The sequence below is a fragment of the Streptomyces sp. BB1-1-1 genome, from assembly GCF_031597775.1.
In the GTDB taxonomy this organism is placed as follows: Bacteria; Actinomycetota; Actinomycetes; order Streptomycetales; family Streptomycetaceae; genus Streptomyces; species Streptomyces thinghirensis.
In genome coordinates this window covers 8,196,534-8,210,468 of record NZ_CP134203.1, presented here as the reverse complement: position 1 = coordinate 8,210,468, position 13,935 = coordinate 8,196,534, and the positions used below count along the sequence as shown (strand labels likewise).

14 protein-coding genes are annotated in these 13,935 nt (G+C 72.1%); 7 read left to right on the top strand and 7 right to left on the bottom strand.

All coding sequences use genetic code 11. The annotated features are described in order from the left end of the window. Window positions 1-67: 67 nt before the first annotated feature. The gene (locus RI578_RS37685; RefSeq protein ID WP_310875288.1) at window positions 68-448 is read left to right on the top strand and encodes a VOC family protein; all 381 of its coding nucleotides are present in this window, start codon (window positions 68-70) and stop codon (window positions 446-448) included. 87 nt (window positions 449-535) lie between these two features. On the opposite strand, the gene RI578_RS37680 is transcribed toward RI578_RS37685, so the two are convergent. After that, complete coding sequence (locus tag RI578_RS37680; protein WP_310875287.1) at window positions 536-1,564, bottom strand: saccharopine dehydrogenase NADP-binding domain-containing protein; 1,029 nt, start codon at window positions 1,562-1,564, stop codon at window positions 536-538. A gap of 110 nt (window positions 1,565-1,674) precedes the next feature. Between RI578_RS37680 and RI578_RS37675 the strand changes: the two genes are divergently transcribed. From RI578_RS37675 to RI578_RS37650, 6 genes are all read left to right on the top strand, one after another. Further along, window positions 1,675-2,664 carry a helix-turn-helix domain-containing protein gene (locus RI578_RS37675; protein ID WP_310875286.1) on the top strand — a complete coding sequence of 330 codons (990 nt, stop codon included), beginning with the start codon at window positions 1,675-1,677 and terminating at the stop codon, window positions 2,662-2,664. A 108-nt stretch (window positions 2,665-2,772) separates the two neighbouring features. Then, window positions 2,773-4,170, top strand: coding sequence for a M1 family metallopeptidase (locus tag RI578_RS37670; protein WP_310875285.1), 1,398 nt, complete (start codon window positions 2,773-2,775; stop codon window positions 4,168-4,170). 139 nt (window positions 4,171-4,309) lie between these two features. Beyond that, entirely contained in the window at window positions 4,310-4,891 is a 582-nt protein-coding gene (locus RI578_RS37665) for a snapalysin family zinc-dependent metalloprotease (RefSeq protein ID WP_310875284.1), read from the top strand. A gap of 63 nt (window positions 4,892-4,954) precedes the next feature. Next, complete coding sequence (locus RI578_RS37660) at window positions 4,955-5,191, top strand: hypothetical protein (RefSeq protein WP_310875283.1); 237 nt, start codon at window positions 4,955-4,957, stop codon at window positions 5,189-5,191. A gap of 97 nt (window positions 5,192-5,288) precedes the next feature. After that, a complete protein-coding gene (locus RI578_RS37655) occupies window positions 5,289-5,888 on the top strand; it encodes an FGGY family carbohydrate kinase (protein ID WP_310875282.1) in 600 nt (199 codons plus the stop codon). Window positions 5,889-5,950: 62 nt separating this feature from the next. Next, entirely contained in the window at window positions 5,951-6,463 is a 513-nt protein-coding gene (locus RI578_RS37650) for an FGGY-family carbohydrate kinase (protein ID WP_310875281.1), read from the top strand. Between the two features lie 13 nt (window positions 6,464-6,476). Here RI578_RS37650 and RI578_RS37645 read toward each other — a convergent pair whose 3' ends face one another. The 6 genes from RI578_RS37645 to RI578_RS37620 form a co-directional block, all read right to left on the bottom strand. Further along, window positions 6,477-7,517 carry a hypothetical protein gene (locus tag RI578_RS37645; RefSeq protein ID WP_310875280.1) on the bottom strand — a complete coding sequence of 347 codons (1,041 nt, stop codon included), beginning with the start codon at window positions 7,515-7,517 and terminating at the stop codon, window positions 6,477-6,479. A 29-nt stretch (window positions 7,518-7,546) separates the two neighbouring features. Beyond that, window positions 7,547-10,048, bottom strand: a complete 2,502-nt coding sequence (locus tag RI578_RS37640) for an Hsp70 family protein (protein ID WP_310875279.1) — start codon at window positions 10,046-10,048, stop codon at window positions 7,547-7,549. Window positions 10,049-10,063: 15 nt separating this feature from the next. Then, entirely contained in the window at window positions 10,064-10,600 is a 537-nt protein-coding gene (locus RI578_RS37635) for a hypothetical protein (protein WP_310875278.1), read from the bottom strand. Then, a complete protein-coding gene (locus tag RI578_RS37630) occupies window positions 10,597-11,931 on the bottom strand; it encodes a hypothetical protein (RefSeq protein WP_310875277.1) in 1,335 nt (444 codons plus the stop codon). Before RI578_RS37630 ends, RI578_RS37635 begins: the two co-directional genes overlap by 4 nt. Window positions 11,932-11,984: 53 nt before the next feature. Continuing rightward, window positions 11,985-13,064: a protein kinase domain-containing protein gene (locus RI578_RS37625; RefSeq protein ID WP_310875276.1), complete on the bottom strand. Its 1,080-nt coding sequence runs from the start codon at window positions 13,062-13,064 to the stop codon at window positions 11,985-11,987. 81 nt (window positions 13,065-13,145) lie between these two features. Then, window positions 13,146-13,931, bottom strand: coding sequence for a polysaccharide lyase family 7 protein (locus RI578_RS37620; RefSeq protein ID WP_310875275.1), 786 nt, complete (start codon window positions 13,929-13,931; stop codon window positions 13,146-13,148). Window positions 13,932-13,935 lie beyond the last annotated feature (4 nt).

Here is a 13,935-nt window from a genome sequence, read left to right as displayed (position 1 = left end):
GCTGGGTGCCATGGGGTTCGTGTACGGACTCCCCTGCCTTCCACAGAACTGAGAGTAGGTTTCGTCAATGGCATGTCGTATCAGTGAACTTGTGCTCGGTTGCCGCGACCCCGAGGTGCTGGCGCGGTTCTGGTGCGAGGTCCTGGACTTCGTCGTGCTCGATCGCGAGGACGACGGCACGCTGGAGATCGGGCCGCGCGAGGGGTTCGGTGGCCCGCAGCCGACCATCATCCTCAGTCGCAGGGACGAGCCGGAGAAGGGGAAGTCCCGGCTGCACATCGACGTCAACGCCACCGACCGGGATCAGGACGCCGAGCTGGAACGCCTTCTCGCGCTGGGTGCGCGCCCGGCCGACATCGGCCAGACGGGGCAGGAGCAGTGGCATGTCCTGACCGACCCCGAAGGCAACGAGTTCTGCCTGCTCAAGGCCCGCCTCAATCCGCTCTGAGGCTCGTCGCGCGGCTTCCGACGACGCACCGCCGCGCCGTCCCCGTGCAGGACCCGTTCCCGATCGGTCCTCCGGCTCCGCGCCCTCCTACGGGTGCAGTTCCAGGCTGATGTGCGGGGACAGCGCGCGGAGGAAGTCCGCCGCGTCGAAGGCCTCGCCCGCGGAGACGACCCCGACCGCGGCGGCACGTCCGTCGAGGACACGGCCGAGCGCTTCCACCACCAGCGGCGCGGTGACGGCGTAGATGTCCTGTCCCCGGGCCACGGCGCGCCGTTCGGTGTCACCCGAGCGCACCAGGACGTCGACGAGGAAGGTCTGGGCGGACCGCCCGCGCTCGTCCACCGCGGCCGGTGTCGGCGTGTCCGGGGCGGCGATGTCGCGGGCCGCCTCGACCGTCATGTAGGTGCGCACTTCGGGAACGGTCAGGTGGCTCGGTATGGTCACGACGTCGGCCATCGTGAACTCCGCGATCACGGGGCGCGGTCCCACGGGGGCGGGGAAGGGCCAGTCCTCGGTCCGCGCGGCGTCGTTCGTGTACTCCAACCGCCCGCCGGTGTAGCGCACCCGCCGGCCGTCGCGCCGCTGCCGTGAGACGGCGCCCGCCGTGCGGGTGCCGGTGGTGGGGTGCCAGTCGCTCAGTGCGTAGGCGATGTGCGCCTCGTCGGCCACCGTCCAGTCACCCATCGCGGCGGAGGCCAGCAGGTCGCCGAGTCCGCCGAAGAAGGCCATCGCCGGGACGATCACTGCCCCGGCGTCCCGGGCCCGGTCGGCGAAGTGGGCGAAGGTGTCGGCGTTGGCCTCGATCTCGGCCGCCACGTCGAGGTACGGGAGTCCCGCCCGCAGGGCCGCCTCGATCACCGGTGCGGCCGTCACGGCGAAGGGGCCGGCGCAGTTGATCACGGCCGCCGCTCCGGCAAGCGCACGGTCGAGCGAGGCAGGGTCGTCGACCGACGCCGGGCGGGCCTCCAGCCCCGTCTCGTATGCCAGTTCCTTCAGTTTGCCGACGTCGCGACCGGAGAGGACGAGGCGGAAGCCACGCTCTCTCAGCTCTGCGACCACGAACCGCCCGGTGTGCCCGTACGCGCCGAACACCGCCACTGTCTGGCCCGACTCCATGAGTTCTCCCCTTCACTCGAACGACCCGCTGCGCTCCGACACGAACATCCTCACGAGAACCGGCCCCCGCCACTACTGTCCGGAACGCCATCACCCATACAATTCCGGACATGACCACTGTCGCGCTGGCCGCCACCGACGGCATGCTGCATTTCGAACTGTCCTTGGCGTGCGAGGTCTTCGGGACCGGACCGGCGGACATGGTCGACCCCTGGTACCGCCTCTCGGTCTGCGGCCCGGGCCCCGTGCGGGTCGGCCGCTTCCGGCTGGAGCCCGACCACGGACTCGACCACCTCCCGCACGCCGACACCGTCGTCGTGCCCGGGTGGGCCGACATCGACCGGGATCCGCCGGCCGAACTGGTCGAGGCGGTGCGCGCGGCCCACGAGGCCGGCGCGCGTGTGGTCTCCCTGTGCACGGGTGCCTTCGTGCTGGCCGCCGCCGGCCTGCTGGACGGCAAGCGCGCGACCACGCACTGGGCCCACACCGAGGAACTGGCCCGGCGCCACCCACGGGTGACGGTGGACGCGGACGTCCTCTACGTCGACAACGGCAGCGTGCTCACCTCCGCCGGCAAGGCAGCGGCCATGGACCTGTGCCTCCATCTCGTCCGCCTCGACCACGGCTCGTCGGTCGCCAACAGGCTCGCCCGCCGCCTGGTCGTGCCGCCCCACCGGGACGGCGGGCAGGCCCAGTTCGTGACCACTCCGGTCCCCGCCCCGGCCAACCACCCGCTCGCCGAGCTCTTCCCCTGGATCCTGCAGCGCCTCGACCACCCGCTCACCGTCGAGGACCTGGCCCGCCAGGCACGCATGAGCTCGCGCCACCTGGGCCGCCACTTCAGGTCGGCGACCGGCACCACCCCGCTGCGGTGGCTGCTCACCCAACGCATCCGCCACGCGCAGGAACTGCTGGAGACCAGCGACGACACCATCGACGCGATCGCGACGGCAACCGGCATGGGCACCGCCACGACGCTGCGCCGGCACTTCCACCGGACGGTCGGTGTGCCGCCGGACGCCTACCGCCGTACCTTCCGCTCGCGGACCCGACCCACCCGGACGACCCCGGAGCCCGCGCCTCCCCGTCCGATCCGGTGACCGCTTCGCCCGGCGGCGGACCACCCCGTCGAGCCGACCGCGATCATCGGGCGTGCGAACCACCCAACTCCGCGCGGAACCGGGCGTGATGTGGCAGTATCCGCTGGCATGACGCCCTCAGCCGTGTGGTCGTTCCCGTCCGGTCGTCGCCTGTTCGTCGTGCTGCTGGTGCTGGTCGTGTCGGTCGCCTTCGGCGCGAGTGACGCCGGCTCGACGACCGGGGGGCCGGACGTGTCGAGGGCCGCCGCGACGCCCGATCGCGCTCGCTACGACGTGACGCTGCGCTCCGACGCCGACGGCGGCCACTGGACCGGACGGCAGCGGGTGTCGTTCCGGAACGCGTCCGACCGTCCGCTGCGCGAGGTGTACCTCCGTCTGTGGGGCAACGGCGAGGACCAGTGCGGTACACCCGACGCGCGCTCCCCCGTCACGGTCTCGCACGTGGACGGTGGCAAACCGGACGGCCTCGCCGTGAACTGCACGGCCCTGCGCATCGCTCTGCCGAAGCCGCTCGCGCGCGGTCAGCGGACGTCCGTCGCCTTCGACGTCTCCATCACCGTCCCCGACCGCAACGCCCGCTTCGGCCGCGAGGGCGCCTACCGCTTCCTGGGCAACGCGCTGCCGGTGCTCGCCGTGCACGACGCGAAGGGGTGGCACCTCGACCCGTACGTGGCGACGGGCGAGAGCTTCTACGCCCTGACGGGCGACTTCCGGGTCCGTCTCGACCATCCGTCGGCACTCAAGGTGCCGGCAACCGGCCACACCCGCACCCTTCCCGGCGGGACCGGCCGCACGGTCACGCTCAGCGTCGCGAACCGGGTGCGGGACTTCGCCTGGGCCGCGGGTCCGTTCCGCACGGCGACGGAGACGACGCCCGGCGGCGTGCGGGTGAAGTCGTACTGGGCACCCGACACCCCCGCCGCGGGCGTGCGCCTCAACCGCGTGGACGCCGTCGCCTCGATCGACCGGTTCGGCAGGGAGTTCGGCCGCTACCCGTACGGCGAGATCGACCTGGTGATGACCAGCGGCTTCGGCGGCGGCATGGAGTACCCCGGCCTCGTCCTCCTGGGCACCACCGAGGAGGGCAGCGCCGTCGTCCACGAGGTGGCGCACCAGTGGTGGTACGGCATCGTCGGCAACGACGAGTACGCCTCACCCTGGCTGGACGAGAGCTTCGCCCAGTACGCCAATGCCCGCTTCCACGGCTGGGACACCCGCGACTGCTGGTCGGACGTCTACTGGCCCGACGACAGCACCGCGCTGACCGCCTCGATGGCCTACTGGTCGCGGCACCCCGGCGAGTACCACCTCGTCTACACGGCCGGACCCTGCGCCCTGGCCGACCTCGAACGCACGCTCGGGGCCGACACCATGGCACTGCTCCTCAAGCGATACGCCCAGGACCACTGGTACGGCGTCTCCACCACCGCAGACTTCAAGAAGGCCGCCCAGGCCCTGACGGACGAGGACCTCGGCCCCTTCTGGGAAACCCACCGCATACGCTGACGGCCCGTCCCGCGACATGCCGAGCCCGGCCGAGCCGAGCCGCAGTGTCGGATTGGCGGATTGGCGACCGTGTGCGGTGGGCAGGGAGCCAGATGGTGTCATGCACACGACTGCCCTTCCCCCACAAGGAGGTCGAATCATGCACGTCCGTACCCTGACCGGCGGCCTGGCCGCGGCTCTGCTGCTGTCGCTCCCCCTGCTGAGCGGCCAGGCCGTGGCCGCCGAACCGTCCGGCGGCACCACGCTCCCCCTGTCCGCCGCCCGGGTGCTCACCTACGACGCGAGCGGCTCCGCGGAGTTCGCGTCCGCGGTCGACCGGGGCGCGGCCATCTGGAACGAGAGCGTCGACGGCGTGGAACTGCGTCCCGCCGCATCCGGGCAGCGCGCCAACATCCGGATCCTCGCCGACAACGGCTGGCCGCGCGCCCTGCCCACCTCCCTGGGCAACGGCACCGTCTACATCGGACGCCAGGCCGTGAACCAGGGCTACAACACGGTGCGCATCTCGTCCCACGAGCTCGGCCACATCCTGGGCCTGCCGGACCGCAAGCCCGGCCCCTGTTCCAGCTTGATGTCGGGCTCCACCGCGGGCGTCCCGTGCACCAATCCCTACCCGAACGCGGCCGAGAGGGCCGAGGTCGAGGACAACTTCTCGACAGGGTTCTCGGCAGCCTCCCGGGCACCGGTGCCGGCGCCGCGGGCCGCCACGGTCGGGGGCTGACCGGTCGCACGGGCCGCGGGTCGTCGATGGGGCATCGCCGCGTCCGGGCCTAGGATCGGGAGCGTGGACATTCCCCATGACCTGATCGTCCTTGAGCGGGCGGCGGAAGAGCAGCGTGCGCGCCTCGCCGGACTCGACGGCGAGGAGTTCGACGTACAGCACCGGGCCTGGCAGGAGGCCGCCCAGGCCGCGCAGGCGGCGATCGCCGATCACGCCACGGTCAGCGGCCAGTCGGCGGAAGCCGTCGAGAGCGAGGTCAAGCGCGCCGTCCGGCGGACGGAAGAGGACCCCGCCGAGTAGCCGGCCGCGGGGTGAGCGCGGCGACCGTCGGGCCCTGGCCGAACGTCGGCCGTCCGGCCCGTGGCGTCCGGGCCGGACGCCACGGGCCGGCGCCGGCGTGACCGTGTTCGACGCCCACGGGCGTGCCGTCAGCGAGGGCCGTGCCGCGCTGCGCCCCTACGACACACCGCGCCCGGGCGTCGTGGAGCATCCGGACGACGACCTGTGGACGTCGATCGGCGTCGCGAGCCGGGCCGCGCTCGCCTCGTTCGACGGGGACCCGGCGGACATCGCGGGGGTGGGGCTCTGCACGATCCGCTTCTGCCACGCCGTACTCAAGGCGGACGGCACGCTGGCCCAGCCCGTCATGAGCTGGATGGACGAGCGCGTCGGCCTGCCGTACACGGACACGAATCCGCAGGCCGCCCGCGTCACGACCAGCTCCGGCTACATCAGTCACCGGTTGACGGGGAACTTCCGTGACACGGCGGCCAACTACGCGGGCAGGTGGCCCCTCGACCCGGACACCTGGCGGTGGACCGACGACGACGCGGAGATCGCCGAACTCGGCATGCGGCGCGAGCTCCTCTTCGACCTCGTGCTGCCCGGCGACATCCTCGGAGAGGTCACCGACGCCGCGGCGCGGCACACGGGCATCCCCGCCGGCGTACCCGTGGTCGCCACGGCCAACGACAAGGCGGCCGAGGCCCTCGGCTAGGTCAACTACGCCTCCGTGCCGCGCTCCTACCTGTACGAGTCCGGCGGAGTGCGGCGCGGCATGTGGACGGTCAGCTGGCACCGCGACCTGCTCGGCGAGGAGGTCACCGCCGCGGCGCGCGCGGCCGGGCTGAGCGTGGAGGACTGGGCTTCGACGGACGCCACAGCCGCTTCCACATCTACCGGTCGATCCTCGAAGCCCTCGCGATGACGATCCACGACACGACGGAACGCATGGCGGAGGAACTCGGCACCTCGTACCGCGAGGTCATCGTCTCCGGTGGCGGCGCACGCTCCGATCTGATGATGCAGATCCACGCCGACGTGCACGGCATCCCGGCCCGCCGCGCCGAAGCGTCCAGTGCCGCGGGCCTGGGTGCCGCGGTCTGCGCGGCCGTGGGCCTCGGCGTGTACGCCGACTTCGAGGAGGCCGTCACCCAGATGGTCCGCCCCGGCGAGGTCTTCCTCCCGGACCGGGACAACCACGACCTCTACCGCCGGCTCGAGGCGGTGTACCGGGACGTCCGCGACCACACGGACGCGCTCTACCGCCGCACGCACGACATCTTCGGTTGAGCGGAGCCGTCGGCTATCCGGGCGTGATCACCACCGTGACCGTCCGGTTCCTCGCGTCGGTCGCGTGCGCCGCGTCGCGCTGGTCCGCGCTGGCCGTGGTGAAGGCGGTGAGGGGCTTGCCGCTGGCGGCGCTCAGCTCCCGGGCGGCGATGAGGGCGCGCCAGAGGGAGAGGACGGAGCCGCCGCTGGTCGGGGCGCCGGGCACGGTAGCGGTCTGGCCGTAGATCTCGACACGCACCGTCCGCCCGGCCAGTCGTTCCCCGAGCCGGGTGAGCCGTTCGGCGCCGGTCGGGGTCAGCTGAGCGCCCTCGGAGAACAGCCCGTCGGCGAAGGTGACCTCCACGGAACTCGCCTGCACCACCGGGCTGATGCCGGGCGCCCGCAGGGTGTCGGCCAGCGCCGTGGCCGCCTCCGTCCGGCGGGCCGTCTCGCGGACTTCGTCTCGTGCCCGCTCCGCCCGGCGTTCGGCGTCGAGGCGCTCGGCGAGCTGTTCCGCGCTCTCGGCCCGCGACGGACCCGCCTGCGTCGTGCCTCCGCCCGCGCCGTCGGTGAGCACGACCGCGCAGGCCGTGATCGCGGCCACGGCGCAGACCGCGGCGGCCAGTGCCGTGCCGGCGCGGTGCCGGGAGAGTGCCGCTCGCGGGCCGCGTCGGCCGAGCCGGTCGATCCTCGCCAGCCCGGCCGCCGCGGCCGGATCCCCCGGTCGCCGTTCCTGGACCCGCCGCCAGTACTCCGCCGACCGGGCCAGGTCTCCCCGCTGCGCGTACACACGGGCCAGCAGGTCGAGTACGTCCCGATGCGTCGCGACGCCGGGCTGGTCGGCCTCGTGCAGCAGGCGCAGGGCACCGTCCGGGTCGCCGGAGCGGGCCGCCGTCCGGGCACGCGAGACGAGCAGCGCGACCCGGAGCGACTCGGCGGCGGGGGCCGTGGCCCCGGATTCCGCGACGCCGGTTTCCGGACGGCCCGGCCCAGCGCCGTCCGTCACCGTGCCCTCCTTGCCGGTGGACAGGATCGCGCCGGGCGGGACACCCGTCGGGATTCGGGATGTGGACACCGTCGACTCCTCGTGCCCTCGTGGGCTGACTAGTTGATACCGCCGGAGAGCCGCTCGGCCTCCTCGGCGGCTCCCGGGGGCAGCAGTCGGCGCAACCGCTCATTGACACCGGCGAGGGCGCGGCGGTCGCCCGCCGCAACGGCGCGCCGTCCCTCCAGGATCGCGGCGTCCGCCTGGGCGCGGGAGAACATCTCGTCGCGCATCTCGACCAGCGCGTGGAAGACGGCGTACTCCCACTGGTCGGTGCGGCGCAGCAGTTCGACATGGAATTCCCCGGCCCGCTTGATGAGCCGCCGCAGGTCCGCCGGGGTCGCGTCGTCGCCGAGCGAACTGGCGCGGTCGCGCATGCTCTGCAGCTCCCGCCGGTCCGACGGGCCGCCGCCGACCTGCTCGACGATGTCCTCGCAGGCGCTGAGCAGATCCCACAGTTCGCGTTGCAGTCCCGGGATCTCGATCGCCTCCTCGATGTCGTCGAGCTGTGCCTCCACGTCGCGGATCCGCCGGTCGCTGGTGACGGCGGCGCCCGTGTCGACGGCCGCCGCGTCGACCTCCTTGCGCAGTTGGGGGATGGTCTTCTGATCCGAGAGATCCTCCAGCCGCGTCCGTGCCTGCTCGGAGTGGATCTCCTCGGCCTGGTCCTGGAGGAGGTGTGCCCGCTGTTCCAGATCGTGCAGGCGGTCCACGAGCTCGGAGTGTTCGGGGGCGAGCAGCTCCGATCGGTTGATACTCGCCTCGAACTGCTGCTCAAGCAGGGGGATGTCGGCGGTGACGAGGACCTCGCGGTTGCTCGCCTGGATCTCGAAGGTCACCTCGACCTCGCTCTGGGCGGGCAGGTCGATCCGGATGTCGCGCGGGCGGATCTCGAGCAGCCCCACCCGGGTGTTGCGGTCGGCGCGCCTGCGCTCGCCCTCCAGCAGGGGGATGCGGATGACGGCGTCCGGCTGGGTGCGGCGCAGCGGGATGGTCGTCCGGTAGGGCTTGGTCACCTGGGCCGGCAGCGTGGTGCCCTTGCGCAGCAGCGGGTCGAAGGTTCCGTCGGCCTTGCCGATGCCGAGGGTGCCGGTGAGCACCGCGTCGCCGGGGACGACGGCCGCGTGGGCGATGGAGAAGGTGTCCCCTGCCAGGTTCCGCCGGGTGCCGGAGTTGTCGGTCAGCTCCACGGTGAAGCGCGACCTGGCGTCGGCGTCGATGGCCACCTCGGTGTAGAAGCTGCCGTCCGTGCCCAGTTCGGTGCTCGGGCCCCGGAACGGCGGCCGGCCATCGGGGTTGCTGAGGGTGACGGTGAACCGGGCCCAGTCCACCGCGCCGCCGCTGGTCACCTTGCCGGAGACGGGGATGCCGGTGGTGTCGACGGACTGCGCCGGGTAGTGGAGCTGGATCGCGAACTCGCCCGGGGCCGCCCTGTGCGGCTTCTTGGGCAGCCGGACCGTGCGGGCGAACACGGCGGCTCCGCGCGCGACCACGGTGGTGGGGTCCTGGCTGTGGTCGAGACGGATTCCGGGGCCTTCGACCGGGTCGGCGAGCAGTTCGCGCAGCCCGGGGCTGAGGGTGGCTCCGCCGACCAGGAGCAACCGGTCGATGTGGTCGGGGCGCAGCGAGCTCTGGGCCAGCGCGTCCCGGCAGAGCCGGATGGCGCGCGTGTAGAACGGCAGGGCCAGATCGTCCAGGGCGCCCCGGGTCAGTGTGAACTCGAAGGGCTCGGTGCCGCCGCTGCCGTCGTCGAGGTCGGTGGAGATCTCGACCGAACCGGCGCGGGAGAGCGCGATCTTGGCGTTCTCCGCCTCCAGCTTGAGCTTGGCGAAGTTCTTGCGCCAGCGGCGGCGGTTGTTGCGGCTGAAGTCCGCCAGGCCGAGGTCCCGCCGCACCGCGGGGGCCAGCAGGTCGTCGACCAGGGCCCAGTCGATGAGCTTGCCGCCGAGGTAGGGGTCGCCGGCGTGCTGGATCAGCTGCAGCTCACCGTCGCGCTTGCTCATCAGGGCCGCGTCGAAGGTGCCGCCGCCCAGGTCGAACACCATCCAGTGGGCGGAATCGGAGGTGTCCTGCACGCCGTAGGCGATGGCGGCGGCGGTCGGCTCCTGCACCAGCGGGCAGTGCTCGCCGAGCCCGGCGAGGGCCGCGGCGGAGCTGGTGGCGTTGTTCTGGTTCAGGGCGAAGGACGCCGGGACGGTGATGACGGCCGCCTCCGGCTGGTGACCGTACTCGTGTGCGGCGTCCTGCCGCAGGGACTTGAGCACCTCGGCGGAGAGCTCCTCGGGCGTGAGCGTGATGCCCGTACGCTCGAAGAGGCGGCCCGCGCCCGCCGCCCCCATCTCCAGTTTGAACTCGGCGTACGCGTTGTCGGGATCGCTCTCCGTGCGTTCCCTGGCCCGCCTCCCCACGTGGATCACCCCCTCCTTGGGGACCCACACGGCAGAGGGCGTGAAGTCCCAGCCGTCGTTGTTCTTGATGACCCGTACACCGTCGTCCTCCGCCACCGCGATGGCGCTGTTGGTGGTGCCGAGGTCGATGCCGAAGTCGATGGTCTCGCGCATGGTCGTTCTCCTTGGTCACGTGCCAGGGTGTGGTTCGGGTGCGGGCCTGCCGACGATGACCTGGCCCATCCGGATCCGTTCGCCACGGAAGTAGACCGACGGCCGTACGGTCTCCAGCACGACCTCGCGGTCCAGTTCCGGTTCGTCCTGGAACACCAGGACCTCCAGGGACTGTCCGGAGTCGAACGGCTTGCCGTCGTGCTCCTGGATCTCCAGCCCGTCGTCGGCGAGCGCCTGACGGCTCGCGTGGACCTGGCGGCGCACTTGCCGCAGGTCGGCCGCGGAGAGGGGGCCGGTGCCCTGGTCGAGTTTGCGCTGGGCGCGCCAGAGGCCGATGGCCGCACCGAGCAACGCGTCCGTGCCGGCGCCCTCCGGGGTGCGGGCCTGCTCCGCGAGCGCTTCGGCGGCCTCGACCTCGGCGAGCACGGCCGCGGCCCAGTCGGCCTGGGCCGGTTCCAGCAGCGGCCGGGGGACGCGGAACTCGGCCGGGTGCCTCAACTGGCCGAGCAGGGCGCGCACATCGCGTGCTCGCCGGTGGATGCGGGGTGTCATCGGTACCTCCTGCCGGCCCGGTGGATCCGGAACCGCGCGTACCACTCCGTGAGCTTCTCGGCGGCGCCGTAGAGCAGACCCACCACGAGGAAGGCGCCGACGCCCGCTTCCCACCCCCTGGTCACCCACAGGGCGGTCACCGCACCGATCATCAGGGCGGCGAGCAGACACCCCCACCATTCACCGCCCGAGACGGTGGACGGCTGTCCCGGTGCCGCGCCCGCGAGAACGCCGCCCAGGGACCAGTCGTAGATGACGTCCCAGTTCTCCTTGAATTCCCTCACGTGGCGTTCCGGCGCGATTTCGTAGGCCCTCTCCGCGAGTTCGACCACCGTGCTCCGCTGCTTGGGACTCGGCCGGACGGACTGGTGGTAGCCCAGCATCGCCACCGCGAGGTTGCCCACGCCCACCGCGACGATGTGCGCGACGTCGTCGTACCGCCAGTCCGACACGAACGCCCGGAATTCCCCGAAGCGTTCGAACGCCGGGAGCACCCTCTGCCGCACGATCAGGTCGGCGTCCCCGAAGAGCCGGGCGTCCTTCTTCTCGTTCGTGGCCCGCAGGGCGTCGATGATGTCCTGGACCGTCTCCTCCACCGTCTCCTCGAAGAGTTCGTCGAAGAGCCCCGAGAACGCCCTGTGTTCCGCCCAGCCGGCGCAGACTCGGGCCAGCCGCGGCCGGAAGTCCGGGTCGGTGGCCAGTGCCCGGAACGGGGAGACGAGCAGGCGGGGCAGTGCGGCGAGGAAGTCGTCCGCCGTGTGCTCACCCAGCCGGGGATCGTCCAACTCCGTGAGCCGGTGGGCGATGTGCCGACGGAACTCGGTGCGTTCCAGCAGCGCTCCCCAGCCGCCGGCCGCGCCCTGCCAGAGCATGTCCCGTCCGTCCGTGGCGGCGTGGACTCGTCCGGTCTCCGCCTCCAGCGCCATCGCGTGGAAGCGCACCGCGTCGTCGTGCTCCTCGTGCACGGACGCGGGGCAGCCGCACTCCGGTCCGGGTTCGCCCCACCGCCACAGGAGTTCGTCGACCAGCCGGCGCCTGGGGTCCTGGAACTCCTCGAACGCGGCCCGGACCTCCTCTTTGCGGAACGCGCCGGCGACGGGTGAGTCCGGATCCGCGGGCCGGGTGTCCTCGACCGCGAGCCGGGCCTCCAGCCGCTGTCGGTGCTGCCGTACGGCGCGCCCCTGCGCTTTGACGGGGAGCCCGGTGACGGCGAAGGCGTTGTCGCGGTACAGCCGTGTTCCGGCCAGATCCGTGAAGCGGGACAGGTTTCCGGTGCCGTTCCGGGAGTCGGACGGCTCGCCCCTCCGGTCGCCCGCAGTCGTCTTGTCCATCCGCTCTCCATACGTCCGCTGCCCGTACGTCCGTTGCTCGCGCGTCACGCCCTTCACATGACCACCCCCCGGCGCCACGTCATCAGCCGAGCCATGTGCCGTTCCCGGAGCCGGGGATGCCGGCTGACGGTCTCCTCCAGCTGATTGGCGGCATCGGCCAGTCGCCCCGGCATCCGAGAGAGCTCGATGACCGCTCGCACCTGCTCCTCCACGGACCGCTCCACCGCAGTCTCCCGCGGTGGCGGCCCCGCCCCCGTCGACTGCCGTAAGGCCTTGGCCCGTTCGGCGACCTCACGGGCCGTGGCGGGCCGGTCGGCCGCTTCCACGTGCAGCATGTCGGCGACCAGCCGGTCCAGTTCGGGTTCCACGCCGTCGTTGAACGCGCTCGGCGGCAGCAGTGGCTGGTTGAACCGCTCCAGCGAGAAGGACTGCACCGGGTCGCCGCCGTTGTACGGGAAGTGGGCGGTGAGCAGGAAGTACGCGATGGTGCCCAGCGCCCAGACGTCCCCGGCGCACGAGTAGCCCGTACCTCGGCGCAGCACCTCCGGCGGCATGTAGGCGACGGTCCCCTGGGCGCTGGCCGCCATCGTGCCCGGGTCGGTCTCCTTGGCCAGCCCGAAGTCGCTCACCTTCACCCTCAGTCCGGACTCGTCGTAGGTGATGAGCACGTTGGCCAGCGACAGATCACGGTGCACGATCGGGTGCGGCCGCTCATGAGCGACGGCGAGCCCTTCCGCTGCCTGCCGCAGTACGGCCGCGGCCTCGCCGACCGGTACCGCGCCGGAGTGCGAGTCGACCAACCGCTCCAGGCTGCCGCCGGCCACGTACTCCATGGTGATGTAGCCGCGCATCCCCTCGGAGGTCTGCACGGTGCCCGCGTCGAACACCCGGATGATGTTGGGGTGTCCCAGGGTGGAGAGGATGCGGGCCTCGTCGAAGAGCCTGGAGGTCGCCTCCAGCGAGGCCACGTGCTTGAAGATCTTCAGCGCCTGCCAGCCGAGGATGTGGTGCCGTACCCGGTACACCTCGGCGAACGCGCCCTCGCCCAGCCTGTGGTCCACGACGAGCGCCGAGTTGATCCGCTGTGCACGGATCAGCAGTGTCCCCTCCACGCCCGTCGCGTCCCCCGTCATCCGCCGCGCCCCTTCCCGTGCCCTCGGTCGGCGCCACCGTGGCACGCAGGTCCCGGGAGGGGTCCCGGGACGCGCGCCGGTTCAGGAGTGGGTGACCTCGATGCGGGAGATGCGGACCTCGCCGTGGTTGTCGTCGGCGCACGGCTCGGAGTTGTCGCAGTTGGCCTGCGTATAGGCGCCTGCCTTGAAGTAGTTGGTGTCGGAATCGTGCGAGATCGTGGTCTCGCGGCGGCCGTTGTAGTACACGGCGATCCGGCCGTTCTCGGCCACGAACCTGGCCTCGAACTCGGTGCCCAGGTCGTAGTCGTCGGTGACGAGGTGGTGGTGACGGTCGTCGCCGTCGGTGATGTAGAGGCTGCTGCCTTCGAGACGGAAGACGGTGACGTCGTCGTCCCCGCCGTGGACCTGCGCGCCGACCAGGTACGGCCGCTCGGCGGGCAGCGCCGTGAACGCCTCCCTGACCACGAGCGTGTGGGTGCCGTCCGTGGTGGACCAGGCGGCCTCGTCCTCGCCGCCCTCCGTCATCTCGCGCAGTTCGGCGCGCGGGTAGCTGGAACCTCCGGTCGTCACACCGTTGACCGCGGCCCGGAACCTGACCGCGTCGCAGCCGGATTCGGCCCGGAACCAGGGCTCGGCGGAGTAGGCCGCCAGCTCGGGCTGGGTTATCTCGGTGGGGTCCTCGTCGTCGCCGGTGGGCAGGGTCAGCTTCCAGTCCGTCAGGTCGAGGACGTCGGCGGGGTGCGCGCACCGGGCGGCCGCCGCCCGCTCGTGCGCGGCCCGGGTGTCGGCGTGGGCGTTCAGGGTGAGCGTGGCGGTCGTGACGGCCGCGGTGATGCCGGCGAGCACGGCGGTCCGGGTGCTGGGCATGGCG